Annotated in this window: 24 protein-coding genes; 10 read left to right on the top strand and 14 right to left on the bottom strand. The window is 72.5% G+C overall.

The window, feature by feature from the left end:
- The first annotated feature begins 73 nt into the window (after positions 1-73).
- Positions 74-790 carry a MerR family transcriptional regulator gene (locus ACSUPV_RS05405; protein WP_436947030.1) on the top strand — a complete coding sequence of 239 codons (717 nt, stop codon included), beginning with the start codon at positions 74-76 and terminating at the stop codon, positions 788-790.
- Here the strand turns inward: ACSUPV_RS05405 and ACSUPV_RS05410 are convergent.
- The 4 genes from ACSUPV_RS05410 to ACSUPV_RS05425 form a co-directional block, all read right to left on the bottom strand.
- The gene (locus ACSUPV_RS05410) at positions 776-2962 is read right to left on the bottom strand and encodes a 3-hydroxyacyl-CoA dehydrogenase NAD-binding domain-containing protein (protein WP_037769299.1); all 2187 of its coding nucleotides are present in this window, start codon (positions 2960-2962) and stop codon (positions 776-778) included. The two genes, ACSUPV_RS05405 and ACSUPV_RS05410, sit on opposite strands and share 15 nt — an antisense overlap.
- A 33-nt stretch (positions 2963-2995) precedes the next feature.
- Positions 2996-4210, bottom strand: coding sequence for an acetyl-CoA C-acetyltransferase (locus ACSUPV_RS05415; protein WP_031112677.1), 1215 nt, complete (start codon positions 4208-4210; stop codon positions 2996-2998).
- The gene (locus ACSUPV_RS05420) at positions 4207-5367 is read right to left on the bottom strand and encodes a CaiB/BaiF CoA transferase family protein (RefSeq protein ID WP_436947031.1); all 1161 of its coding nucleotides are present in this window, start codon (positions 5365-5367) and stop codon (positions 4207-4209) included. Before ACSUPV_RS05420 ends, ACSUPV_RS05415 begins: the two co-directional genes overlap by 4 nt.
- Positions 5368-5477: 110 nt before the next feature.
- A complete protein-coding gene (locus ACSUPV_RS05425) occupies positions 5478-5621 on the bottom strand; it encodes a hypothetical protein (protein WP_382610474.1) in 144 nt (47 codons plus the stop codon).
- Positions 5622-5718: 97 nt separating this feature from the next.
- On the opposite strand from ACSUPV_RS05425, the gene ACSUPV_RS05430 reads away from it, so the two are divergent.
- The gene (locus ACSUPV_RS05430; RefSeq protein WP_037769305.1) at positions 5719-6897 is read left to right on the top strand and encodes a saccharopine dehydrogenase family protein; all 1179 of its coding nucleotides are present in this window, start codon (positions 5719-5721) and stop codon (positions 6895-6897) included.
- A gap of 21 nt (positions 6898-6918) precedes the next feature.
- Here ACSUPV_RS05430 and mmpA read toward each other — a convergent pair whose 3' ends face one another.
- Positions 6919-7065 (bottom strand): morphogenic membrane protein MmpA, encoded by a 147-nt coding sequence (gene mmpA / locus ACSUPV_RS05435; RefSeq protein WP_010042861.1) that lies wholly within the window; start codon positions 7063-7065, stop codon positions 6919-6921.
- A 179-nt stretch (positions 7066-7244) separates the two neighbouring features.
- On the opposite strand from mmpA, the gene ACSUPV_RS05440 reads away from it, so the two are divergent.
- Positions 7245-7439 carry a hypothetical protein gene (locus ACSUPV_RS05440; protein WP_382610157.1) on the top strand — a complete coding sequence of 65 codons (195 nt, stop codon included), beginning with the start codon at positions 7245-7247 and terminating at the stop codon, positions 7437-7439.
- On the opposite strand, the gene ACSUPV_RS05445 is transcribed toward ACSUPV_RS05440, so the two are convergent.
- From ACSUPV_RS05445 to ACSUPV_RS05455, 3 genes are all read right to left on the bottom strand, one after another.
- Positions 7427-8119, bottom strand: a complete 693-nt coding sequence (locus tag ACSUPV_RS05445) for an endonuclease V (RefSeq protein WP_031112669.1) — start codon at positions 8117-8119, stop codon at positions 7427-7429. The two genes, ACSUPV_RS05440 and ACSUPV_RS05445, sit on opposite strands and share 13 nt — an antisense overlap.
- 131 nt (positions 8120-8250) lie before the next feature.
- Entirely contained in the window at positions 8251-8574 is a 324-nt protein-coding gene (locus ACSUPV_RS05450) for a plasmid stabilization protein (protein WP_436947032.1), read from the bottom strand.
- A 52-nt stretch (positions 8575-8626) separates the two neighbouring features.
- Positions 8627-9694, bottom strand: a complete 1068-nt coding sequence (locus ACSUPV_RS05455) for a WD40/YVTN/BNR-like repeat-containing protein (protein WP_436947033.1) — start codon at positions 9692-9694, stop codon at positions 8627-8629.
- 294 nt (positions 9695-9988) lie between these two features.
- Between ACSUPV_RS05455 and ACSUPV_RS05460 the strand changes: the two genes are divergently transcribed.
- The gene (locus tag ACSUPV_RS05460; protein ID WP_031112664.1) at positions 9989-10405 is read left to right on the top strand and encodes an SsgA family sporulation/cell division regulator; all 417 of its coding nucleotides are present in this window, start codon (positions 9989-9991) and stop codon (positions 10403-10405) included.
- A gap of 131 nt (positions 10406-10536) precedes the next feature.
- Here ACSUPV_RS05460 and ACSUPV_RS05465 read toward each other — a convergent pair whose 3' ends face one another.
- Positions 10537-11181 (bottom strand): GOLPH3/VPS74 family protein, encoded by a 645-nt coding sequence (locus ACSUPV_RS05465; RefSeq protein WP_382610162.1) that lies wholly within the window; start codon positions 11179-11181, stop codon positions 10537-10539.
- Between the two features lie 301 nt (positions 11182-11482).
- On the opposite strand from ACSUPV_RS05465, the gene ACSUPV_RS05470 reads away from it, so the two are divergent.
- On the top strand, positions 11483-13108 hold the full coding sequence (locus tag ACSUPV_RS05470; RefSeq protein ID WP_037769318.1) for an ABC-F family ATP-binding cassette domain-containing protein: 1626 nt from the start codon (positions 11483-11485) through the stop codon (positions 13106-13108).
- 10 nt (positions 13109-13118) lie between these two features.
- Complete coding sequence (locus ACSUPV_RS05475) at positions 13119-15395, top strand: ATP-binding cassette domain-containing protein (RefSeq protein ID WP_436947034.1); 2277 nt, start codon at positions 13119-13121, stop codon at positions 15393-15395.
- Here ACSUPV_RS05475 and ACSUPV_RS05480 read toward each other — a convergent pair.
- Positions 15379-16575: an ABC transporter substrate-binding protein gene (locus ACSUPV_RS05480; protein WP_436947035.1), complete on the bottom strand. Its 1197-nt coding sequence runs from the start codon at positions 16573-16575 to the stop codon at positions 15379-15381. The genes ACSUPV_RS05475 and ACSUPV_RS05480 overlap by 17 nt on opposite strands.
- Positions 16576-16607: 32 nt before the next feature.
- On the bottom strand, positions 16608-16985 hold the full coding sequence (locus tag ACSUPV_RS05485) for a hypothetical protein (RefSeq protein WP_031112655.1): 378 nt from the start codon (positions 16983-16985) through the stop codon (positions 16608-16610).
- 286 nt (positions 16986-17271) lie between these two features.
- Between ACSUPV_RS05485 and ACSUPV_RS05490 the strand changes: the two genes are divergently transcribed.
- The 3 genes from ACSUPV_RS05490 (at position 17272) to ACSUPV_RS05500 (ending at position 21805) form a co-directional block, all read left to right on the top strand.
- On the top strand, positions 17272-19674 hold the full coding sequence (locus ACSUPV_RS05490) for an Orn/Lys/Arg decarboxylase N-terminal domain-containing protein (protein WP_037769611.1): 2403 nt from the start codon (positions 17272-17274) through the stop codon (positions 19672-19674).
- Positions 19675-19860: 186 nt separating this feature from the next.
- Positions 19861-20637: a dimethylargininase gene (ddaH, locus tag ACSUPV_RS05495; RefSeq protein WP_031112651.1), complete on the top strand. Its 777-nt coding sequence runs from the start codon at positions 19861-19863 to the stop codon at positions 20635-20637.
- Between the two features lie 190 nt (positions 20638-20827).
- Positions 20828-21805: an acyl-ACP desaturase gene (locus tag ACSUPV_RS05500; protein WP_031112649.1), complete on the top strand. Its 978-nt coding sequence runs from the start codon at positions 20828-20830 to the stop codon at positions 21803-21805.
- 118 nt (positions 21806-21923) lie between these two features.
- On the opposite strand, the gene ACSUPV_RS05505 is transcribed toward ACSUPV_RS05500, so the two are convergent.
- Positions 21924-22169, bottom strand: coding sequence for a WhiB family transcriptional regulator (locus tag ACSUPV_RS05505; protein WP_031112647.1), 246 nt, complete (start codon positions 22167-22169; stop codon positions 21924-21926).
- Positions 22170-22398: 229 nt separating this feature from the next.
- Between ACSUPV_RS05505 and ACSUPV_RS05510 the strand changes: the two genes are divergently transcribed.
- Positions 22399-23184 (top strand): VOC family protein, encoded by a 786-nt coding sequence (locus ACSUPV_RS05510; RefSeq protein WP_436947036.1) that lies wholly within the window; start codon positions 22399-22401, stop codon positions 23182-23184.
- Positions 23185-23202: 18 nt separating this feature from the next.
- Here the strand turns inward: ACSUPV_RS05510 and ACSUPV_RS05515 are convergent, their stop codons facing one another.
- Together ACSUPV_RS05515 and ACSUPV_RS05520 are read right to left on the bottom strand one after the other, a co-directional pair.
- On the bottom strand, positions 23203-24240 hold the full coding sequence (locus ACSUPV_RS05515; RefSeq protein ID WP_359786362.1) for a LacI family DNA-binding transcriptional regulator: 1038 nt from the start codon (positions 24238-24240) through the stop codon (positions 23203-23205).
- A gap of 106 nt (positions 24241-24346) precedes the next feature.
- On the bottom strand, positions 24347-25336 hold the full coding sequence (locus ACSUPV_RS05520; RefSeq protein ID WP_436947037.1) for a multicopper oxidase domain-containing protein: 990 nt from the start codon (positions 25334-25336) through the stop codon (positions 24347-24349).
- Positions 25337-25412: the final 76 nt, after the last annotated feature.

Genomic DNA, 25412 nt, shown 5'->3' on the forward strand with positions numbered 1-25412 from the left:
CTCCTTCTCACATCAGCGTCACCCGGTTCGCCTGAGGTTTCACAGCACTGGTGAGACAGCGATACTGCTGCACATGACGACCGAGACCGAGCAGCCGACCCTCACGATCGACGAGCTGGCCGCCCGGGCCGGTGTCACGGTGCGCACGGTGCGTTTCTACGGCACGAAGGGGCTGCTTCCCCCACCGGTGCTCGGTCCCCGGCGCGTGGGGCACTACGGGCGGGAGCACCTGGCCCGGCTGGCGCTGATCGAGGAGTTGCAGCAGCAGGGCATGACGCTGGCGGGCATCGAGCGCTATCTGCGGCAGCTGCCGCCGGACGTGAGCGCACACGACCTGGCCATCCACCGGGCCGTGGTGGCCTCCTGGGCGCCGGACGCCGTCGGGACGGTCACGCGGGAGGAGCTGGAGCGGCGGGCCGGACGGCCGCTCGGCGACGAGGACGTCGAGCGGCTCGTCGCGATGGGCGTGGTCCGGCCCGTGGAGGACGGCTACGAGGCCGACCTCGGTCTGCTCCGGCTGGGCGTCGGCCTGCTGGACGTGCCGCTCTCCCAGGAGGCGATCTTCGCGGCGCGCACCGTTCTCGTCGAACACACGCGCGCCGCGGCCCGGGAGCTCTCCCAGCTCTTCCGCGGCGAGGTGGCGGAGCGTGACGCCCGGGACGTGCGGTCCCTGTCCGCGCACATGCACCCGCTGGTGGTGCAGGCGCTCCTCACGGCCTTTCAGCGGTCGCTGAAGGAAGAGCTGGGCGAGTGGCTGACCGAGCCTTCACACGGATCAGCCGCGGGCTGAGTCGCTGAACCGCTCCCCCTGCTCCGCCTTCTCCACCAGCAGCGCGGGCGGCGTGAACCGGTCGCCGTAGCGCTCGGCGAGTTCCCGCGCGCGGGCCACGAACCCGGGCAGGCCGCCCTCGTAGCCGTTGATGTACTGGAGCACGCCGCCGGTCCAGCCGGGGAAGCCGATGCCGAAGATCGAGCCGATGTTGGCGTCGGCGACGGAGGTCAGCACGCCCTCCTCCAGCAGCCGGACGGTGTCCAGCGCCTCGGAGAACAGCATGCGTTCCCGCATGTCCTCGAACGGGATCCGGTGGCCGGGCTTGGTGAAGTGCTCGCGCAGGCCCGGCCAGAGCCCGGCGCGCCTGCCGTTCTCGTCGTAGTCGTAGAAGCCGGCGCCGCCGCTGCGCCCGGTGCGGCCGAACTCGTCGACCATGCGGTCGATGACGGCCTCGGCGGGATGGGGCGTCCAGGTGCCGCCGGCCTCCTCGACGGCCCGCTTCGTCTCGGCCCGGATCTTGCGGGGCAGGGTCAGCGTCAGCTCGTCCATCAGGGACAGCACCTTGGCCGGGTAGCCGGCCTGCGCGGCGGCCTGTTCGACGGAGGCGGGCTCGATGCCCTCGCCGACCATGGCGACGCCTTCGTTGATGAAGTGCCCGATGACGCGGGAGGTGAAGAAGCCGCGCGAGTCGTTGACGACGATCGGCGTCTTGTTGATCTGCCGGACCAGGTCGAAGGCGCGGGCCAGCGCCTCCTCGCCCGTGCGCTCCCCCTTGATGATCTCCACGAGCGGCATCTTGTCGACCGGCGAGAAGAAGTGGAGTCCGATGAAGTCGGCCTGCCGCTCGACGCCTTCGGCGAGGGCGGTGATGGGCAGGGTGGAGGTGTTGGAGCACAGCAGCGCGTCGGGGGCGACGACGTGCTGGATCTCCTGGAACACCTTGTGCTTGAGGGAGGTGTCCTCGAAGACGGCTTCGATGACCGCGTCGCAGCCGGCCAGGTCCTGGACCTCGGCGGTCGGCGTGATGCGGGCGAGCAGCGCGTCGGCCTTCTCCTGGCTCGTCCGGCCCTTGGCGACGGCCTTGGCGCACAGCTTCTCGGAGTAGCCCTTGCCCTTGAGGGCGGCCTCCAGGGAGACGTCCTTCAGCACGACGTCGATGCCGGCGCGGGCGCAGGAGTAGGCGATGCCGGCGCCCATCATGCCCGCGCCGAGGACGGCGACCTTGCGGACCTGGCGCGGCTCGATGCCCTTGGGGCGGTTGGCGCCGGAGTTGACGGCCTGGAGGTCGAAGAAGAAGGCCTGGATCATGTTCTTCGAGGTCTGCCCGGCGGCGAGTTCCACGAAGTAGCGGGCCTCGATGACCTGGGCGGTCTCGAAGTCGACCTGGGCGCCCTCGACGGCGGCGGCGAGGATGTTGCGCGGGGCCGGGTAGGGGGCGCCGCCCGTCTGCTTGCGCAGGGTGGCCGGGAAGGCGGGCAGGTTCGCCGCGAACTTGGGGTGGGCCGGGGTGCCGCCGGGGATCTTGTAGCCCGGCCTGTCCCAGGGCTGCTGGGACTCGGGGTGGGCGTCGATGAACGCCTTCGCCTTGGCGAGGAGTTCCTCGTGCGTGTCGGCGACCTCGTCGACGAGGCCGTTCTCCAGGGCGCGGCGCGGGTTGTACTGGGTGCCCTGGAGGAGGACCTTCAGCAGCGCGTCGGCGATGCCCAGCAGGCGGACCGTGCGGACGACGCCGCCGCCTCCGGGGAGCAGGCCGAGGGTGACCTCGGGGCAGCCGATCTTCGAGCCGGGTGCGTCCAGGGCGATCCGGTGGTGGCAGGCGAGGGCGATCTCGTAACCGCCGCCGAGGGCCGCGCCGTTGAGGGCGGCGACGACGGGCTTGCCGAGGGTCTCGATGCGGCGCAGGTTCCGCTTGATGGCCATGCCGCCGTCGAACAGCTCCTGGGCGGTCTCAGGGGTGACGCGGATGAGGTCGCGCAGGTCGCCGCCGGCGAAGAAGGTCTTCTTCGCGGAGGTGATGATGACCCCTCGGATGGTGTCCTTCTCGGCCTCCAGGCGGTCGGTGACGGCGGCGAGGGAGTCGCGGAACGCCTGGTTCATGGTGTTCGCGGACTGGTTCGGGTCGTCGATGACCAGGGTGACGAGGCCGGTGCGGTCCTGTTCCCAGCGGATGGTGGTGGACTCAGTGCTCATGTGGAGGTGCTCCGTGTGATCCGTCGGAGGGGGTCAGATGCGCTCGACGATGGTGGCGACGCCCATGCCGCCGCCGACGCACAACGTGGCGAGGCCGTAGCGCTTGTCCTGGCGCTCCAACTCGTCGACGAGGGTGCCGAGGATCATCGCGCCGGTGGCGCCGAGGGGGTGGCCGAGCGCGATCGCGCCGCCGTTGACGTTGACCTTGTCCAGGGACAGGCCCATGTCCTTCACGAAGCGCAGCACGACCGCCGCGAACGCCTCGTTGATCTCGACGAGGTCGATGTCGTCGATGGTCAGTCCGGCCTTGGCGAGGGCCTTGCGGGTGGCGGGGGCGGGGCCGGTGAGCATGATGGTGGGCTCGGAGCCGGAGACGGCGGCGGAGACGATGCGCGCGCGGGGCGTGAGGCCGTGGCGCTCGCCGACCTCCTTGGAGCCGATCGCGACGAGGGAGGCGCCGTCGACGATGCCGGAGGAGTTGCCCGCGTGGTGGACGTGGTCGATCTTCTCCACCCAGTGGTACTGCTGGAGCGCCACCGCGTCGAAGCCGCCGAGTTCGCCGATGTCCGCGAAGGACGGCTTCAGCTTGGCGAGGGAGTCGGCGGTGGTGCCGGGGCGCAGGTGCTCGTCGTGGTCGAGGACGACGAGGCCGCTGCGGTCCTTCACCGGGACGACGGACCTGTCGAAGCGCCCCTCCTTCCAGGCGGTGGCGGCCCGCTCCTGGGACAGGGCCGCGTACTCGTCGACGTCCCGCCGGGAGAAGCCCTCGATGGTGGCGATGAGGTCGGCGCCGATGCCCTGCGGCACGAAGTTGACCTGGAGGTTGGTCATCGGGTCGTTGAACCAGGCGCCGCCGTCGGAGGCCATCGGCACCCGGGACATCGACTCGACGCCGCCCGCGAGGACGAGGTCCTCCCAGCCGGAACGCACCTTGGCGGCGGCCAGGTTGACGGCCTCCAGGCCCGAGGCACAGAAGCGGTTCTCCTGGACGCCGGCGACCGTGTCGGGCAGCCCCGCGGCGATGGCCGCGATCCGGGCGATGTCGGATCCCTGGTCGCCGACCGGGCCGACGACGCCGAGGACGATGTCGTCGACGGCGGCCGGGTCCAGGTCCGGGAACCGGGCGCGGATCTCGTGGATGAGCCCGACGACCAGGTCGATGGGCTTGGTGCCGTGCAGGGCGCCGTTGGCCTTGCCGCGCCCGCGCGGGGTGCGGATCGCGTCGTAGACGTACGCTTCGGTGCTCACGAGGAGGCCTTTCGCTGAGGGGTGCGGGGCGCGGACAGGAGCCCGGGGACGTCCCAGTCCCGGGCGACGTCCGCGGTGTCGGCGCCCGGCCGGGCCGGGCCGCTGCGGACGGAGGTCGGGGTCGCGGAGAAGCGGGGGGCCGGGGCGGGCTGGGTGAGGCCGTCGTGGTCGGTGAAGGTGCCGCGGGCGGCCAGGTGCGGGTGGTGCGGGGCCTCGCGCAGGGACAGCACGGGCGCCACGCACGCGTCGGAGCCGTCGAAGACGGCCGTCCACTCGTCCCTCGTACGGCTCTTGAAGCGGGCGGCGACCTGTTCACGCAGTTCACCCCATCGGGCGATGTCCTTGCGGGCCGCGGCCTGGTCCTCGACGCCGAGGAGGGCGAGGAACTCCGCGTAGAACCGCGGCTCCAGGGCGCCCACGGCCATGTACTTCCCGTCGGCCGTCTCGTACGTGCCGTAGTACGGGCAGCCGCCGTCCAGGAGGTTGGCACCGCGGCGGTCCTGCCAGCCGCCGGCGGCGAGCATGCCGTGGATCATCGCGGCGAGGTGGGCGGTGCCGTCGACGATGGCGGCGTCGACGACCTGCCCGGTGCCGGTGGCGCGCGCGTGGTGGAGGGCGGCGAGGACGCCGACGACCAGGTAGAGGGAGCCGCCCGCGTAGTCGCCGAGCAGGTTGGCCGGGACGGCCGGCGGCTCGTCCGGCCGTCCGATCATGCCGAGGACGCCGGTGGGGGCGAGGTACGCGATGTCGTGTCCGGCGCGGTGGGCCAGCGGGCCGTCCTGGCCCCAGCCGGTCATCCGGCCGTAGACGAGGCGCGGATTGCGGGCGCGGCAGTGCTCGGGGCCGACGCCGAGGCGCTCGGCGACACCGGGGCGGTAGCCCTCGATCAGGATGTCGGCGCGGGCGGCGAGGCCGAGCACCTGGTCCGGGCCGTCCGGGGACTTGAGGTCGACGACCACCGAGCGCTTGTTGCGGTTGGTGACGTCGTACGCCGGGTCGATCGCGAGGCCGGGGCCGCCGGGCCGGTCCACGCGGACGACGTCGGCGCCGAGGTCGGCGAGGAGCATGGCGGCGAACGGGCCGGGCCCGATGCCGGCCAGTTCGACGACGCGCACGCCGGTGAGCGGGCCGTGTCCTGGCGTCCCTGCCGTGGTCATCCAGCCCCCAGTGCTGTGACACAAGTGATGTAACACCAGTGATGCTAAGAACACGTTCCAGTCGGCACAAGACCCGAACGAGCAAGCGCTTAGCAATCTGCCGGACGAAGTCAGGGCGCGTCCAGCTCCGCCGTCAGCCGCTTCGGCGCGCTCACCCGGTAGCTCTCCGGGGCGCACTGCTCGTCCACGGCACCCGGCAACCCCGGTGCGAACACGCGCGCTTTCTCCCACTTCTTCAGGGCATTCCTGGGCACGGCCATCGTCGTCCTCCGGGCTCGTCGTCGGGCTCCGCACTCCTCACGCTAGCCTCGGCCACCGACAGCGGCACGGGCTGCACGACCGAGGGGTGTCATGAGCAGGCAAAACAGGACGGACCGTCCGTACGACATCGTGCTCTTCGGAGCCACCAGCTTCGCCGGAACGCTCACCGCGGAGTACCTCGCCGCCCACGCGCCCGAGGGGCTGCGCTGGGCGATCGCGGGCCGGAGCCAGGAGAAGCTGGAGCGGCTGCGGGAGGGGCTGCCCGGTGACGCTGAGGTCGGCGTGCTGCGGGCGGACGTGTCCGAGCCGGACTCGCTGCGCGCCCTCGCCGAACAGGCGCGCGTGGTCGCCACGACGGTCGGCCCGTACGTGACGTACGGCGAGGAACTGGTCGCCGCCTGCGCGGACGCCGGGACGGACTACCTCGACCTCTGCGGCGAGCCGGAGTTCGTGGACCAGATGTACGTCCGGCACGACGCACGCGCGCGGGAGACCGGGGCGCGGCTGGTGCACGCCGCCGGGTTCGACTCGATCCCGCACGACCTGGGCGTCTACTTCACCGTGCGGCAGCTGCCGGAGGGTGTGCCGCTGAGCATCGAGGGCTTCGTGACCGCCGACGCGGCCTTCTCGGGCGGGACCTTCGCCTCCGCCCTCAACCAGTTCGCACGGCAGCGGGAGATGGCGGCGGCCGCGCGGGACCGGCGGCGGCACGAGCCGCGGCTGATGGGCCGCCGGGCGTCGGCGCCGCTCGGCACTCCGCGGTTCGCCAAGGAGGTCGGCGCGTGGGCGCTGCCGATGCCGACCATCGACCCGCAGATCGTGCGGCGTTCGGCGTCGGCGCTCGACCGGTACGGGCCCGACTTCCGATACCGGCAGTACGCGGCGGTGCGGCGGCTCCCCGTCGCGGTGGGCGGGGTCGCGGCCGTCGGCGCGCTGGTCGCGGCGGCCCAGGTGCCGCCCGCGCGGCGTTGGCTGTCCGGCCGTCTCAAGCCCGGCGACGGGCCGAGCCCGCAGAAGCGGGCGAGGAGCTGGTTCTCGCTGCGCTTCGTGGGCGAGGGCGGCGGCCGGCGGGTGTACACGGAGGTCTCGGGCGGCGACCCCGGGTACGACGAGACGGCGAAGATGCTCGCCGAGTCGGCGCTCTGCCTGGCCTTCGACGACCTGCCGAAGACGGCGGGTCAGGTCACCACGGCGGTGGCGATGGGCGACGCGCTGATCGACCGGCTGCGCGCGGCGGGCATCCGCTTCCGCGTCGCGTCGAGGGGCTGAGGGCCGCCGAGGGGCCACGGCCTACAGCGGCCACTCGGCGATGGTGTAGATCATCCCGGCGATCCAGCCGAGCCCGGCCAGCACGGCGAGGATCAGTCCTATGGTGACGGCCCGCTCGACGGTCTGGGTCGGGCCGGCGACGGGCTTGGGGGCGCGGTGCGTTGTCATGCGCCCCAGCCTGCCGACGGGGCCGGTGGCCCGGCATCCGTACAGGTACTCAGAGCCGGTACTCAGATCACACCGCCCGCTCCCGGCAGACCTCTCCCCCGGTTTGAGACTTTCCGCGCCCCAGCCCGCCCGGCAGCTCGGAAAGTGCCAATAAGGACTTCAATGAAACCCTTGAAGGCATGAAGTTCCTTCTCGAAGTCACCATGGACGACGCCGCGTTGACGAGGGACCCGGCGGGCGAGCTGGGCCGGATCCTCAGGTACTGGGGCGGCAATCTGCACCACTACGCGCTCCGACCCGGGGACGGGTCGCCCGTGTACGACTCGGAGTACCGCGAGGTGGGCCGCTGGCGGGTGGAGGATCAGGCGGAGTAGGTCTCCCGCAGCGCCTTCCGGCACAGCGCGTCCGCCCTGCGCGTGGTCTCCGGGAGGCGGTATCCGGGGGTCAGCGCGAGGGTGTGCGCGCAGGCACCGGCCAGGGACACGCGGTGGCCCACGGAGACGAAGACCGGCTTGACCGCGTCCCGGGTGCGCAGGGCGCGGCCGACCTCCTCGGTGCCGGCGAGCAGCGGGGAGCTGCTGCCGCGCGGGGTGTCCGGGTCGTCGTAGGTGAAGGTGAACGGGTTCTTCGCGACGCCGATCGTGGGCAGGCCGGTCAGCACGCCGAGGTGGCAGGCGAGGCCGAAGCGGCGGGGGTGGGCGAGGCCGTAGCCGTCGCAGACGACCAGGCCGGGCGGGCACGGCAGGGCGTCGAGCGCGGCGAGGACCGTGGGGAGCTCACGGAAGGCGAGCAGTCCGGGCACGTAGGGGAAGGAGACCCGGCCCACCGCCGTGGCCTCGGCGACGACGTCGAGACTGGAGGCGTCCAGCACGACCGCTGCCGCCGCCACGACGTCCCGTTCGTCGTCGTAGGCGACGTCGACCCCGGTCACCCGGCCCGTGCCGGGCGGCGGTCCCGTTTCGTCGAGGATCAGCCGGGCCCGCAGTTGGTCCTGGACGGCGCGGGCCTGTTCCTCGGTGGCGGGCCAGTCTTCGGGGGTGCGTACGGTCGTCATGGTGATCCCGAGCCTAGGGCCTGTCGACCTCAGGGCCTGTCGACGCCGGCATGATCCCGACGGCGGGCCCTCGGGGCAGCGCGAAGGCCGGCGGGGTCAGGGGACCCCGCCGGCCTCGTCCGGCACGTGCCTCACTTGCCCAGGGCGCGCTGCAGCTGGCTCTTGTTCATGCTGGAACGGCCCTCGACGCCCTTGCGCTTGGCCTCCTGGTACAGCTGGTCGTAGGTGGGGCCCTGGGAGCCCTGCCCCGACCGCTGGCCGCCGCGCTTGCTCGACGACATGTCCTTCGTCGACGTGCGGCTGGCCGTCTTCGACTCGCCGGAGCGGGCGCGTTCCTTGTTCACCGTCCGCGAGGCGATCTCCTTGGCGCGGCCGGTGCTCTCGCCCCGGTCCTGCGCGCTCTTCTCGATGTGCTCGTACTGGCGCTCCCGCTTGGAGCTCGAACCGCGTGGCATGACCGCTCACTTCCTTTCAGCTTCAGTGAACGAGTACCCACACTGCCAACAATCAGGACATACCGCTCACCCAATGCTCCAGGCGGGCAACGCGCCCCTTCTCTCCGGACGCCCAGCACCCTTGGTCCGTGGCGCAGTCGACGGTGTCGTAGGAGCCCGTGTCGACCGTCCGCCAGGTGTGGCCGCCGTCCGTGGTGAGGTCGGTGCCGGTGGGGCCGACGGCGAGGGCGGCCGTGCGGCTGTGCGGGAGCCAGGTCACGCCGGAGCGGTAGGCGGTCGGGGGTGTGGCGGCGGGGCGCCAGGTGTGCCCGCCGTCGGCGGTGCGGGCGGCGGCGCGCGGTGCGGGCTGGTCGGGGCGGAAGTCGCCGCCGACGGCGAGGCCATGGGTGCGGGCGGCGAAGGCCAGCGCGAAGACGCCACGCGCGGGGTCGCCCGCCGGGAGGGGCGTGTCGGCGGCCGTCCAGGTGCGTCCCCGGTCGGCGGAGTGGAGGACACGCGCGCGTGCGGCCCCGCCGGTGGCGAGCCAGACGTCCCTCGGCCCGGACGTCACCAGGCACTGGCCGCTCGCCGCGAACCCGGCCTCGCCCTCCTGCGCGGCCGGCATGCCCGCGGTCGGCAGCACCGTCCAGGTGCGGCCGCCGTCGCCGGTGGACAGGATGCGGAACTTACCGTCCACCGGGTCGCTCATCGCGAGGCCGTGGCGGTGGTCGAAGAAGGCCATGCAGTCGTAGAAGGCCTTCGGGTCGGTGTTGCGGAAGGACTCCGTCCAGGTCGCTCCGCCGTCGTCGGTGCGGTACACGCGGGACGCCTCGCCCTCGCCGATGGCCAGGACGACGGCCCGGCGCGCGTCGAACGCCTCGACGTCCCGGAACTGCACCTCCCCGGCGCCCGGGGGCGAGACGTTCCGCCAGGTCGCGCCGCCGTCCGTGGTGCGCAGGACGGTGCCTCCGGTGCCGGCGGCCCAGGCGGTGTTCCGGCTGACGGCGGCCAGGCCGCGGAACCGTACGTCCGGCGTGCCGGTGTCCTTCAGTTGCCAGTGCGGCACCCGGCGCTCCGGCTCGTGTGCCGGTGCGGCGGCCGTCGCGGCCAGGGCCGCCGCGCACGCCGCCGCCGCGATCATCCCTCGTCGTGTCCGTCCCGTCCGTCGCGTGCTCCCCAAGCGCCTCATGGCCGGGGAAGCTAGCCCACCGCCCGGGGGCCGTCCAGACGGCCTCGCGGGTGCCCCGGGTGTTCCGCCGGGCACCACAAGTGCCCGGCGTGACCCACGAGGAGAGCCATGTCACTCCCGTGCATGAACGCGGTGACAGAGGTCACTCGCTCTTCGTGTGCACGGATTGGCTGATTCCGTCGTCTCTTCCATTGCCCGGCCTCATCCGCCCGGAAGTGTCCGTCGCCGTCACAAGGGAGCAAGGCGTTGTCCATCGTCATCGAGCAGCCTGTGGAGGCCCGCCTCGTCGCCGCCGCGCCGCGTATGCCGAGCATTCCCGCGACGCTGCACTACGACCGGCGTGACCCGTTCGCCGTCCGCATGACCTTCCCCGCCCCGGCCACGCTGGAGGGCGTCGAGGTCTGCTGGACCTTCTCCCGCGAGCTGCTCGCCGCGGGTCTGAAGGACCCCGAGGGCCATGGCGACGTGCGGGTGCGGCCGTACGGGTACGACCGCACGGTGCTGGAGTTCCACGCCCCGGAGGGCACCGCCGTGGTGCACGTCCGCTCGAGCGAGGTGCGCCGGTTCCTGGAGGCCACGAGCGAGCTCGTGCCCGTCGGTCTGGAGCACCTCCAGCTGGATCTGGACCACGACCTCGCCGAGCTGATGCGGGACGCCTGCTGAACTGACGGTCCCGGGGCGGCGGCGTCGGATCGTCCCGGTTTCACCCTGCGGCACCTCGTCCGGCGAAGCACGGTCGGCGGAAAGCATCCGGCAGGCACGGGCCCGGCGGAAAGGATCCGGCAGCGGCGGGGTCAGGGGGACGCGGGTGCCGTCGTCGCCGCGGACACCGCCGCGCGCACGTCGCGCACGATGCGCGCCACCCCGGGCGACGCCGCCCCCGCCCGCTCGGTCAGCTCCTCGACGCGCTGCTCGAGGGCGCCGAAGTCCTCGCCGAAGAGGTCCGCCGCAGCCGCGAGCGCGGCGACCGCGGCGTCCCGCCCACCGACCTCGGTGACCGGCGACGGCCCCAGGAGGACCTGCCGCGTCTCCTCCCGCAGCGCGTCCACGGCGGCGACACGCTCCAGCGCGTACTCCACGGACGGGAACACGCCGAGGACCCGCTTCTTCTCCGCCCGCAGCCACCCCTCGGCCACCAGCTGCTCGCGCACGGCGTCGAGGGTGACCCGCGCCCGCAGCGTCACCCAGGTCCGCCAGGGGTGCGGGCACGACTCGCGGACGAGTTCCAGCAGCCCGTCGAGGACCGCGTCACCCGCGGCCGCGTCCAGGTCGACCGGCGTGGCGATGCCGTCCTCGTCGGTGAGCAGGCCGCCCCGGGCCAGCTCCACGAGGGCCCCGGCCCGCACCAGGGCGGACAGCCGGGCGATGGCCCCGGGCCGTGCGGTGTCCCAGGCGAGCAGGCAGAGCCGGGCCGGCGGCGAGAGCGGGCCGTGGGGCACGGGGCCTCCTCGGGGCGGGGAGATCGGGCTTCACGTTAATCCGTTGACAGGCTCCACGCCCGTTCCTACGGTGTACAGCGGTCCTGTTGCCGTCGATTGGAGAAGGACGTTGCTCGTCTGAGGTCCTGAGACACCGCCGCCTCACACCTGTCCGGTGTGGGTGTGCTGCGTGCGACCTCGGCGATCGAGCCGTCCTCCGGTGCAGGGCTTTCCTCATACCCGTGGCGCCTCTCTCCTGGTCGCAGGTGTCTCGACACGCGTTTGCCCCCGACCGCTTCGAGCAACCGCGAGTGAGGCCCACATGCCTACTTCCATCACCGTCACTTCCCTGTCGTTCACCTGGCCCGACGGCTCCCCCGTCTTCGAGGACCTGGACGTCGCGTTCGGCCCCGGCCGGACCGGTCTGGTCGGTGTCAACGGGTCCGGCAAATCAACCCTGTTGAAGCTGATCGCCGGTGAACTCACCCCGGCCGACGGCACCGTCCGCGTGGCCGGCGAGGTCGGATACCTCCCGCAGAACGTCACCCTCGACACGACCCTGCGCGTCGACGAGGCGCTCGGCATCGCCGACCGGCGGGCCGCGCTGCACGCCATCGAGGCGGGCGACGTGTCCGAGGCGCACTTCGAGACCGTCGGCGACGACTGGGACGTCGAGGAGCGCGCCCTGGCCACTCTCGGCGAACTCGGCCTCGGGCACATCGGGTTGGACCGCACCATCGGCGAGGTCTCGGGCGGCGAGTCGGTCCTGCTGCGCCTGGCCGCGCTGTTGCTGCGCCGGCCCGACGTGCTGCTGCTGGACGAGCCGACCAACAACCTCGACCTGTACGCCCGCAGGCGGCTGTACGCGGCCGTCCAGGCCTGGCCGGGCGTACTGGTCGTCGTCAGCCACGACCGGGAACTGCTGGACCTCGCCGACCAGATCGCCGACCTGCGCTCCGGCGAGATCACCTGGTACGGCGGCAACTATTCGGCCTACGAGGAGGCCTTGGAGACCGAACAGGAGGCGGCCGAGCGCATGGTGCGCGTCGCCGAGGCCGACTTCCGCCGACAGAAACGCGAACTGACCGACGCCCAGGTCAAACTGGCCCGCCGCAAGCGGTACGCGCAGAAGATGTACGACACCAAGCGCGAACCCCGGGCCGTCATGAAGCTCAGGAGCCGCGCGGCCCAGGTCTCCGCGGGCAAGCACCGGATCATGCACGAGGAGAAGCTCGCCGAGGCCAGGGAGCGGCTCGACGAGGCGGTGGAGGCCGTACGGGACGACGACGAGATCCGCGTCGACCTGCCGTTCACGGCCGTCCCTCCGGGGCGTACCGTCCTCACCCTCCAGGACCTCGGGCTCCGGTACGGCGCCCGGGTCAAGGGCGGGTTCGAGCTGCGCGGCCCCGAGCGGGTCGCGCTGATCGGGCGCAACGGCGCGGGCAAGACCACGCTGCTGCGCACGGTCGCCGGGGAGCTGGCTCCGGAGGCGGGCGAGGTGACGGCGCACGTCCCGCTGCGGTTCCTGCCGCAGCGGCTCGACGTCCTGGACGGGGAGCGGACGGTCGCCGAGAACGTGGCCCGGTTCGCGCCGGGCGCCACCAACAACCGGATCCGGGCGCGGCTGGCCCGCTTCCTGTTCCGGGGCGCGCGGGCCGACCAGCAGGCGGCGACGCTGTCGGGCGGCGAACGCTTCCGGGCGGCGCTGGCCGCCCTGATGCTGGCCGAGCCCGCGCCGCAGCTGCTCCTGCTGGACGAGCCGACCAACAACCTCGACATGGCCAGCGTGCGACAGCTGACCACGGCCCTGGACTCGTACGAGGGGGCGCTGATCGTGGCCAGTCACGACCTGCCGTTCCTGGAGTCGATCGGCATCACCCGCTGGCTGCTGCTGGAGGAGGGAGAACTGCGGGAAATCACGCCAGAGGCTGTCGGGTATTCCGCCTAGCGTCGGCCGCATGCCCGAATTCATCACCCTGACCGGAGCCCGCGAGAACAACCTCAAGGACGTCACCCTCCGCATCCCGAAAGGCCGGCTGACCGTGTTCACCGGCGTTTCGGGGTCGGGGAAGTCGTCGGTCGTCTTCGACACGATCGCGGTGGAGTCGCAGCGCCAGCTGAACGAGACGTATCCGTGGTTCGTCCGCAACCGGCTGCCCAAGTTCGAGCGGCCGCACGCGGACGGCCTGGAGGACCTCACCCCCGCGATCGTCGTCGACCAGCGGCCGGTCGGCGGCCACTCCCGGTCGACGGTCGGCACCATGACGGACGTCTACTCGGTGATCCGCGTCCTGTTCTCCCGGCACGGCACCCCGAGCGCCGGGCCGGCCACGGCGTACTCGTTCAACGACCCGTCGGGCATGTGCCCCGACTGCGACGGCCTGGGCCGGACGGTACGGCCCGACTGGGACCGCATCCTGGACCCGGAGCGCTCGCTCGCCGACGGGGCGGTCCGCTTCCCGCCGTTCGCCGCGGGGACGTGGCAGGGCCAGGCGTACACCAACAGCGCCGACCTCGACCCGGACAAGCCGGTGGGGCGGTTCACCGCCGCCGAACGGGAGTTCCTGATGCGCGGGCGGCCCGGCAGCAAGGTCACCGTCAACGGCAGCGGCGGCACCTGGACCACCGAGTACGAGGGCCTCGCCGACCGCTTCGAGCGGCTGTACCTGAAGCGGGACCTGTCGGCCATGAGCCAGAAGACCCGTGACCTGGTCCGGGAGTTCCTGACGGAGGGCGTCTGCCCGGCCTGCCGGGGAGCACGGCTCAACGCGGCGGCGCTCGCGACCCGGATCGACGGCCGGTCGATCGCCGACTGCGCGCGCATGCAGGTCACGGACCTGATCACCGTACTGAAGGAGATCGACGACCCGGTCGCCGGACCCATCGCGGGGGCGGCCGTGGCGGCGCTGGAGCGGATCGAGGCGATCGGCCTCGGTTATCTCAGCCTCGACCGGGAGACGGCCACGCTCAGCGGCGGGGAGGGGCAGCGGCTGAAGACCGTGCGGCATCTCGGCTCCAGCCTGACCGGCATGACGTACATCTTCGACGAGCCGAGCGTCGGCCTGCACCCGCGCGACGTGGGCCGGCTCGGCGATCTGCTCCTGCGGCTGCGCGACAAGGGCAACACCGTGCTGGTCGTCGAACACGACCCGGACGTCATCGCGCTGGCCGACCACGTCGTCGACATGGGGCCGGGTGCCGGAACCGGGGGCGGCACGGTGGTGTTCGCGGGGACGCCGAAGGAGTTGGCTGCTTCGGACACGCTCACCGGGCGCTGTCTGCGCCGGCGTCCGGCGGTCAAGGAGGAGGTGCGGCGGGCCACCGGCGAGCTGTGGGTCAAGGGCGCCGACCGGCACAACCTGCGGAACGTGACCGTGCGGTTCCCGACCGGTGTGCTCACGGCGGTCACCGGGGTCGCGGGGTCCGGGAAGAGCACCCTGGTCGGGGAGTTCACCGCCACCCACGACGAGGCCGTGGTCGTCGACCAGTCGTCGATCGGGATCTCCGGCCGGTCCACCCCGGCGACCTACCTGGGGATCATGGACACGGTACGGAAGGTCTTCGCCCGCGGGACGGGCGCCGAGGCGGGCCTGTTCAGCTTCAACTCCCGCGGCGCCTGCGGCACCTGCGAGGGGCGGGGCATCATCTACACCGACCTCGCCTTCATGGACCCGGTGACGACGACCTGCCACGACTGCGAGGGACGGCGCTTCAAGGAGGAGGTGCTGCGGCTCACCGTCCGCGGCCGGTCCATCGCCGACGTCCTGGAGATGACGGCCGAGCAGGCGCTCGACTTCTTCGACGACCCGGGCCTGCGACGGCGGCTGCGCGCCCTGCGGGACGTCGGGCTCACGTATCTGACGCTCGGCCAGCCCCTGTCCACGCTGTCCGGCGGCGAGCGGCAGCGCATCAAGCTGGCCACGCGACTGCACCGCACGGGCGCGGTGTACGTCCTCGACGAACCGACGACGGGCCTGCACATGGCGGACGTGGCGGGACTCGTCGCCCTGCTGGACCGGCTGGTCGACACGGGCAACACGGTCGTCGTCGTCGAACACAACCTGGTCGTCGTCGCCCGGGCCGACTGGGTGATCGACCTCGGCCCGGACGGCGGCAGGGACGGCGGCGAGGTCGTCTTCGAGGGAACACCGCGACAACTCCTCGAGGTGGAGGGGTCGTTCACCGGGGAGCACCTGCGGCGGGCGGTCCGGGCGGACGTCAGCGTGCCGGCGTGAGCTCCCCGGTGAGCCGTACGCCCGGGTGGGCGCGGTTGCTGACGACGGCGAGGCGGGGGCCGTGCCGATCGTGGTGCCACTGCCCGCCGGCCAGGGGGAGGAGCGCGATGTTGGGGGTCGGCCCGCGTGTCCAGTCGAGGCGGCCGGCGATGGTGTCGAGGGTGGTGCCGGAGAGGGCCTGGGCGACGGAGGCCCGGTCGGTGGGATCGTCCGCCACGGTGAGGGCGTGGTGGGCGGTCTCCAGCAGGGCGTGGGCGAGGCCGAGGGGCTGGAGCCAGGCGGCTCCGGTGTCCTGCTGGTAGGCGTGGGCGAGTTCGGCGCACGTGGTGCCGTCGAGGCCGGAGCGGTACGGGTGGTCCGGGCTCCAGTAGACGAGGGTGGCCACGCGGGCGTCGGCGAGTTCGCCGTGGACGTCGGTGGCGGGGGTGGTGTGGGTGTGCGGGTAGGTCAGCCAGCGGGAGCAGGTGATCAGCCGCGGCCGCACCCCCGCCGCGCGGGCCCGGCGGTGGAAGAGGGCGAGGTCGGTGGCCGTGGCCGCGCTGGTGACGCGGTCCGCGCCGTGCTCGCGCAGCCGCTCGACCTGCGTGGTGAAGCCGGCGGCCGGTTCCCGGTAGGCGCCGAGGTCGACCAGGGTGTGCCCGCGCGGGGACGTCACCGGGGCGAAGCCGTACCGGTCGTGGCGCAGCAGGTCGCCCTGCAGGTCGTCGTTCCACAGGCATCCGACGGCGCCGGTGCCGCCGACGCCCTCCCACAGGTCGGCGAAGACGGCGGCGATGTCGTCCAGCCCCCACGCGAAGTGGTACGTCCAGCGGAAGCGGTGCCCGGGCCCGGCCCCGCGGGTGTGGACGTACGCCTGCCAGGGGAACGTGGTGGACACACAGGGGACCCCGGCCCCTTCGCAGGCGGCCGTGACGGCGGGCAGGACCCTGGTTCCGGCCATGGTGAGTACCAGGTGGGCGCCGTACCTGTCGGCCAGGTCCCGTACGGCCCGCCGGGCCGCGTCCGGATCCGAGCGGCTGTCGCGCACGGCGACGGTCACGTCGTGGCGGCGGCCGCCGTTGCGGACGTGCGCCAGCCGGGGTGCGAGTCTGCGCAGGACGTACGACAACGGTGCCCCGAGGGGGGCCAGCCGGCCCGTCAGCGGCGCGACCACGCCCACGCACAAGGAAGTCGACGGCACCGGGGCCCCTCTCTTCCGTCGCTGCGCGCCGCTCAGTGGCCGGAACGGTCCGCGGTGACGCAGGTGGTCCTGCTGAACACCGCGACCGTCTCGTTGCCGCAGTTGTTGCTGTGGCCCGAGGCGTTCCGGGCGAAGAGCAGGTTGGACAGGACACCGCCGCCGGGACCCGCCTGGTCGCCGCCGCCCCTGCCGTCGTCCTCGGTCACGCAGGTGCGCTCCTTGAAGAGCGCCACCTTGCCGGTTCCGCAGAGGTTGGCGTGGCCGGAGGAGTTCCTGCCCGAGACGTTGGAGAGCACTCCGCCCGCTCCCGCGTCGCCGTCACCGGCATGGGCCGTGGCCATGCCGGCGGGGACGGCCATCAGCATCCCCACGATCGAGGCCACTACCGCCATGCGCCGCGTGCCGTACATCTGTGTCGGTTTCCTTCCGCTGGATCGATCGCCGGCCGTGCGGCCGGTGCACTACGACTAACGACACGTCGGAAGATCGACACGGCTCCGCCGAGGTGAATGATCCGCATGACGGTTGATCAGGTACTCCGAGGGGATGCCGGAGCCGGGGGTGTTGATGACTCGTCAAGCCACCGCCCGCGCCGCACACCGATGGGGTGGTTTGACGGCCCGCCCGCCGATCACGCGTGCGGGGTCCGCGAACACTGGAAGGGGGGTGGCGCGGGCCACCGGGGAGGGGAACGGCATGGGCGACAGCACGGTTCTGGTGGCGGTGGCGGAGGCGGGGCGCCCGGAGGCGGGCGGTGCCGCCGCCGGGCAGGTGGCGAGGATCGCCGAGGCGATCCGGGCACGCGGCTTACAGGTCCGCTGGGCGGGGAGCGTCGCCGACGCCGAGGCGGTGCTCAGGACGGAGGCGGGCCTGGCCGCCGCGGTCGTCGCCTGGGACCTCCCTGCGGGGCCGAAGACCGACGGTGAACCGGGCGGCGCGGCGGTGCTGCGGCGGATCGGGCGCCGCTTCCAGAACCTGCCCGTCTTCCTGCTCATGGCCGAGGAGGGGCTGCGCGACCTGCCGCTGTGGGTGTCGAAGTCGGTCGTGGGCTACGTGTGGCCGCTGGAGGACACGCCGGCGTTCATCGCGGGGCGGATCACCACCGCCGCGCGCGCCTACCAGGAAGCCCTGCTGCCGCCGTTCTTCAAGGCGCTGCGGCGCTTCGACGACGCGCACGAGTACTCGTGGCACACCCCCGCGCACTCCGGTGGGGTCGCCTTCCTGAAGTCGCCCGTGGGCCGGGCCTTCCACGACTACTTCGGGGAGCGGCTGCTCCGCAGCGACCTGTCGATCTCGGTGGAGGAGCTCGGCTCGCTGTTCGAGCACACCGGCCCGATCGGCGAGGCGGAGCGCAACGCCGCGCGGGTCTTCGGCTCCGACCACACGTACTTCGTGCTGCACGGCGACTCCACGTGCAACCGCCTGGTCGGGCACTTCAGCGTGACCCGCGACGAGATCGCCCTGGTGGACCGCAACTGCCACAAGTCGGTCCTGCACGGCCTGGTCGTCTCCGGCGCCCGGCCGGTGTACCTGGTCCCCACCCGCAACGGCTACGGCCTCGCGGGACCGCTGCCGCCGGCCGAGATCGCGGCGGACTCGGTGGCGGCGCGCATCGCCGCGAGCCCCCTGGCGGCGGACGCCGTGTCCTCACGCGCCCAGTACGCGGTGTTCACCAACTCCACGTACGACGGCCTGTGCTACGACGCGGTGGCGGCGGCCCGGGCCTTCGCCGCGGGCACGCCCCGGCTGCACTTCGACGAGGCGTGGTTCGCGTACGCCCGCTTCCATCCGCTGTACGCGGGCCGGTACGGCATGTCGGTGGACGAGGAGACCTTCCCCGGCCCCGACCGGCCGACGGTCTTCGCGACCCAGTCCACGCACAAGCTGCTGGCGGCGCTGTCGCAGGGCGCCATGGTGCACGTGCGGCCCGGGCCACGGGCGCCGGTGGAGCACGACCGGTTCAACGAGGCACTGATGATGCACGGCACGACGTCGCCGCTGTACCCGATGATCGCCTCGCTGGACGTGGCCACGGCGATGATGGACGGGCCGCAGGGGCAGTGGCTGGTCGACGAGGCGGTGACCGAGGCGGTCCGGTTCCGCCAGGAGATGGTGCGGATCGGGCGGCGGATCGAGGCCGCGGGCGACCGGCCGCCGTGGTTCTTCGGGGTGTGGCAGCCGGACGAGGTGACCGACCCGGCGACCGGGGCGCGCCTGCCCTTCGAGGAGGCGCCGCCGGAGCTGCTGGGGTCGGAGCCCTCCTGCTGGCACCTCGAACCCGGCGCGGACTGGCACGGCTTCCCCGGGCTGACCGACGGCTACTGCATGCTCGACCCGATCAAGGTCACCCTGACCTGCCCCGGGATCAGCGCGACGGGCGAGATGGCCGAGCGGGGCATCCCGGCCCGGGTGCTCACCGCGTACCTGGCCACGCGCGGCATCGTCGTGGAGAAGACCGACAGCTACACCACGCTGGTGCTGTTCTCCATGGGCATCACCAAGGGCAAGTGGGGCACGCTGCTGGACGCCCTCATGGACTTCAAGGACCTCTACGACGGTGACGTCCCGCTCGACCGCGTGCTGCCCGGCCTGGTCGCCGAACACCCGCGGCGCTACACCGGGCTGACCCTGCGTGCCCTCTGCCAGGAGATGCACGACCACCTGCGCGAGGCCCGCCTGGTGGAACTCCTCGACACCGCCTTCCGGGAACTCCCGGAGCCCGTCGCCCCGCCGCAGCAGTGCTACCAGCGCCTGATCCGCGGCGGCACGGAACGGCTGCGCCTGGCCGACGCGCCGGGCCGGGTCGCCGCGGCGATGGTCACCGTGACACCGCCCGGCATCCCGGTGCTCATGCCCGGCGAGAACATCGGCGCGGCGGACGCCCCGCTCCTGCGGTACCTGAGCGCCCTGGAGTCCTTCGACCGCCGCTTTCCCGGGTTCGGCAGCGAGACGCACGGGGTGACCCGCGACCCCGACCACGGCGACTACCTGATCGAGTGCCTCCGCAGGGACGAGAGGGAGGGAACCGACACCGCCGGCGCCGCCGCCACGACACCGGCTCAGCGGCGGGATGCGGAGGGGGTCGGTTCGGGGGGTTGAGCGGGGGCGGGTGGTCGGGCGGGCTGGACGGTCCCGCGCTGCCGGCGCTCCAGCCCCTCCCCCGGGGGTGTCCTCTCCTCCGTTCGCCCTGCATGATGGTCGGCCGACGCCCGATGCGCTCCGGTCGATCCCGGAAGCTCCGTCGGTGCGGTCCAGACACGTCCCATCCGATACGGAGTCACGCTCGTGCCCAGCAAGAAGGCCCTCGTCCGCCGCCCCAGCCCGCGACTCGCCGAAGGGCTGGTGACCCACATCGAGCGGGAGCGGGTCGACGCCGACCTCGCGGTCGAGCAGTGGGAGGCGTACGTGCAGGCCCTGCGCACGCACGGCTGGGAGACCATCGAGGTGGACCCGGCCGACGACTGCCCGGACTCGGTGTTCGTCGAGGACACGGTCGTGATGTACAGGAACGTGGCGCTGATCGCCCGCCCGGGCGCCGAGTCGCGGCGCGAGGAGACCGCCGGGGTCGAGGAGGCCGTGGCCGGTCTGGGCTGCTCGGTGAACTGGATATGGGACCCGGGCACGCTGGACGGCGGCGACGTCCTGAAGATCGGCGACACCGTCTACGTGGGCCGCGGCGGCCGCACCAACGCCGCCGGGGTCCAACAGCTGCGCGCCGCGTTCGAGCCGCTGGGCGCTCGGGTCGTCGCCGTACCCGTGAGCAAGGTGCTGCACCTGAAGACGGCGGTCACGGCACTGCCCGACGGGACGGTCATCGGGCACATCCCGAAGATGGACGCGCCCTCCCTGTTCGCGCGTTTCCTGCCGGTGCCCGAGGAGTCCGGGGCGCACGTCGTGCTGCTCGGCGGGGACAAGCTGCTGATGGCGGCGAGCGCGCCGAAGACCGCGGAGCTGTTCGCGGACCTGGGGTACGAACCGGTCGTCGTGGACATCAGCGAGTTCGAGAAGCTCGAAGGATGTGTGACATGCCTCTCCGTGCGGCTGCGGGAGCTGTATGTCTGAGCGCCTGAGCGGACGGCCCGTCCGGCCGCCGACCTGCGGGTCCGGAGGGCGTGGCACGCATGCGGACGACATCGCTGATCAGGGGCCTTTACAGCATTCTTAACCTACGGCCTCGTAACCTACGGCAACGTAGCCTACGATGCCGTAGGTTTCTGCACACCGCTCGTACGCATGTCCCCCTGGAGAGTCCATGACGATCACCACTCCCCACCTCGGCAGCCCCGCCGGCGCCTGGACCGACGCTCAGCTGCTGTACGCACTGGAGGAAGTGGTCGAGAAGGAACTCAACCGGCATCTTCAGGTCGCCAAGGACTGGATGCCGCACGAGTACGTGCCGTGGAGCGACGGGCGCAACTTCCCCGGCCTCTTCGAGGACGGCGAGGCCTGGGAGAAGGAGCAGTCCAAGGTCACCGAGATCGGCCGCATCGCGCTCGTCGTCAACCTGCTGACCGAGGACAACCTGCCCAGCTACCACCACGAGATCGCCTCGCTGTTCGGCCGCGACGGCGCCTGGGGCACCTGGGTGCACCGCTGGACCGCGGAGGAGGGCCGGCACGGCATCGTGATGCGCGACTACCTGCTCACCTCACGCGCCGTGGACCCGGACAAGCTGGAGCAGTTCCGGATGTCCCACATGAGCGAGGGCTTCGAGTCGGACAACCGCCACTCGATGCTGCACTCGATCGCCTACGTCGCGTTCCAGGAGCTGGCCACCCGCATCTCGCACCGCAACACCGGCCACCAGTCCGGCGACCCGGTCTGCGACCGCATGCTGGCCCGGATCGCGACCGACGAGAACCTGCACATGGTCTTCTACCGGAACCTGCTGAAGGCCGCGTTCGAGCTCGCCCCCGACCTGACCATGCAGGCCGTGCGGGACGTGGTCGTGAACTTCCGGATGCCCGGCCACGGCATCCCCGGCTTCGAGCGGGCCGCCGCGCAGATGGCGATCGGCGAGGTCTACAACCTGCGCATCCACCACGACGACGTGCTCCAGCCCGTGCTGCGCTTCCTGAAGATCATGGAGATCGACGGCCTGGGCCCGGAGGGCCGCAAGGCGCAGGAGGAGCTCGGTCTGTTCATGGGCGGCCTGGACTCCGAGGCGGCGAAGTTCGACGAGAAGCTGGCCGCGCGCAAGGCCCGCATGGCGGCCCGCGCCGGGGCCTGACGGCAACCGGGCAGACGCGACCGGGAGGCCCCGACCGCCACGAGCGGTCGGGGCCTCCCGGTGTGTCCCGGGGTGCTCGCGGGACGACACCTTCCCGGGGCCGCGCGCCTGCGTGCGGCTAGCGGGACGTGCGCCGCAGCTCCAGCCGCTCCTTCTCCGACAGACCGCCCCAGACGCCGAAGCGCTCGTCGTTGCTCAGCGCGTACTCCAGGCAGGCCGGACGGATGGGGCACAGACCGCAGATCCGCTTCGCCTCCCGTACCGAGCTGCCGGGCTCGGGGAAGAAGAACTCCGCCCCGGTCTGCGCGCACAACGCCTCCTGCTGCCAGGCGAGTTCGGGCGAGGTGATGGTGTCGATGTGCATGTCCGGAAGCGTCCCGGACGGCGCAAAACGTTCGATCAACGCGGGATCAACACCGCGTTCACGGGCCCCCGGCCGGCCTCGATGGTCGCCCGCCGGACGGACCGGCGCACGGCGGCGCGCGGGAACGAGTGAAACGCGTCCGGCGGCCCGGCGCTCCGGCGGCGGTTGTCCGTGGGCGGTGCGAGACTCGGCAGAGCAGACGACGGGACCCCGTGCGAGGAGGGCGACGATGCTCACCACCCGTTTTGTCACCGGTGCTCCGAACTGGATCGATCTCGGCGCACCCGACATCGACGGCGCCGCCGCCTTCTACGGCGGCCTGTTCGGCTGGCGGTTCCAGCCGGGCGGTCCCGAGGTCGGCGGGTACGGCCTCTTCCAGCTCGGCGGCCGGACGACCGCCGGGGGCATGCAGACCACGCCGGAGCAGGGCCCGCCCTCCTGGACGGTGTACTTCCAGGCCCCGGACGCGGACGCCACGGCACGGGCGGCCGAGCAGGCACACGGCACGGTGCTGGTGCAGCCGATGGACGTGCAGGACCTGGGCCGCATGGCGATCCTCGCCGACCAGGCCGGGGTGCCCTTCGGCCTGTGGCAGCCGGGCCGGAACAAGGGCCTGGAGGTCGTCCAGGAGCCCGGCTCCCTGTGCTGGATCGAGCTGTACACGGCGGACGTCCCCGCCGCGGCCGCCTTCTACCACTCGGTGCTCGGCCTGGAGACGGCCGGCGTCGACTTCCCCGGCGGCACGTACACGACGTTCAACCCGGCCGGTGAGGGCGAGGACGCCATGTTCGGCGGTGTCGTACCGCTGGCCGACGACCCGGGCGAGCAGGAGGCCCACTGGCTGCCGTACTTCGATGTCGGCGACACGGACGCCACCGTCGCCCGGGCACAGGAGCTGGGCGGCACGGTCCGCATGCCCGCCACCGACTTCCCCGGCGTCGGCCGCGTCGCCAAGCTGTCCGACCCGTACGGGGCACGCTTCGCGGTGATCCGCAGCGAGCCGCAACCCGGCTAGGGCCAGCGGGTCCGGCCGCTACGCGGAGGCCCGCCGTACCAGTGTCGTCGGCAGGACCACGCCGGACGGGGTGCCGGCGGCGCCCTCGCCGGGGGTGGCGCGGTCGAGGTCGCGCAGGAGGAGGCGGGCCATCAGGCGGCCCATCTCCTCGATGTCCTGGCGGACCGTCGTGAGCGGCGGGTCGGTCTGTTCCGCCACGGGCCGCATGTCGTCGAAGCCGATCACGGCCACGTCGTCGGGTACGCGCCGTCCGGCCTCCCGCAGGACGCGCAGCGCCCCCGAGGCCGTGAGGTCGTTGGCGGCGAAGACGGCGTCCACGTCCGGGCAGCGGTCGAGGAGTTCGCGCATCGCGCGCTCCCCTCCGGCCGGGGTGAAGTCGGCCTCGACGATCAGGGCCGGGTCGGCGTCCACCATGACGTCCCGGTAGCCGTCGAGCCGGTCCACCGCCGAGGTCTGGTCGAGCGCGCCGGTGATGTGCGCGATACGGGTGCGGCCGAGGCCGGCCAGGTGGCGGACGGCGTCGCGGGCACCGCCGCGGTTGTCGCTGTCGACGTAGACCACACCGCGCCGGTCGCCGCTCCAGCCGGGCCGCCCGCCGAACACGGTGGGGACACCGGCGCGCCGGATCAGCTCCGGCAGCGGGTCGTCGAGGTGCAGGGAGAAGACGAGGGCCCCGTCGACGTGCCCGCCGGCGAGGTACCGGCCGACCCGGGCGTGATCGTCCCGGCCCTCCGTGAGCAGCAGCACGAGCTGGTTGTCGTGGGCCGTCAGCTCCTTGCTGATGCCGCGCAGCTGGAGCGCGAAGAACGGGTCGGCGAACACGCGGGTCTCCGGCTCGGCGACGACCACCGCGACCGCGTCGTGCCGCCGGGTCACCAGGGAGCGGGCGGCCTGGTTGGGCACGTACCCGAGTTCGTCGACGGCCTTGCGGACCCGCTCGACGAGGGTGTCCCGCACCCCGTCCCCGCCGTTGACCACGCGGGACACGGTGGCCCGCGAGACCCCGGCCCGGGCGGCCACGGCCTCCAGGGTGGGACGCGGCGCTGTGTCGGTCACTTCGGGGCTCCTCACCTGCGGCTGCGGATCAGGATAGCCCCGGGGCCGGGCCCGGATGAGAGCGCTCTCGCGCCCGTCTCTGAGAGCGGCCCGGCTCAGGTGCCGGTCAGTGCTCGTGCCCCTCCCGCTGCTCCGCGGACTGCCCGTGCCGCCCGTGCTCGTGCGGGTCGTAGCCGGGGATGGTCCCGTCCGGCTTCTTCACCAGGAACAGCCCCACCATCCCCATGTCGGAGTGGCTCTGCACATGGCAGTGGTACATCCAGGCGCCGGCCCCCACCCCCTCCCCCGCGATCACCTGGAAGCCGAAGGAGTCGGCCGGGCCGGTGATCTTGTTGTCGATGACCTGGCTGGGGTCGTCGGGGCCGGTCAGCATGCCGGTGCGGTTGTCCGCCCAGCGGTGACCGTGCATGTGGAACGTGTGGTAGAACTCGCCGTGCGTGATCACGACGAACTCGACCCGGTCCCCCACCGTGGCCTCGAAGTTCGGCCCGGAGTGCGGCGGCCTGTTGTTGATGAGCATGTCGTTGAAGACCACCGTGTGCGTCCGGTCGGGCAGGACGTCTCCCTTGCGCCGGACGATGACCGGCCCGTACAGGCCCTTCTGCAGCCCCTGGGTGCCGTGGTCCGTGCCGACGACGTGGTCGTGGTAGTGCCAGTAACCCGCACTGCCCGCCCGCCAGGTGCCGTCCTTGCGGCGGCCGGGGGCGTGGGTGCGCCAGGTGTAGGTGCGGGTGCCGCCCGGCTCGACGTGGCTGCGGTTCAGCTTCGTGCCGTCGCTGGTGATCTCGTAGTCCAGGCCGTGGACGTGCAGGCTCACCGCCACGTCCATGGTGTTCTCGAACTCGATGTGCAGGGTGTCGCCCTCGTTGAGTTCGATCAGCGGGCCGGGAACGGTGGCCTTGCCCTTCTCCAGGCCGTAGCCCATCTGACCGTCCGCCAGCTTCTCGGCGTACAGCTTGATGCGTTTCACCTCGCCCCCGGCGGGCGCGGTCTTGGCCGGGCCGTCGGCGCTGAGGGCCTCCGGCGCCACGGACAACGATGTCGCGACGGCCGCGCCGCCCAGCAGGACCCGCCGGTTGAAGCTGCGTCTGTCCATGCGGAACTCCCCACCCTGGTAAGGCATTTACGGAGGCGTACCTGTGATGAACCTGTGAGACGGTACCGGCCGGATG

It is taken from the genome of Streptomyces sp. SudanB52_2052, from assembly GCF_964272415.1.
Lineage (GTDB): Bacteria > Actinomycetota > Actinomycetes > Streptomycetales > Streptomycetaceae > Streptomyces > Streptomyces olindensis.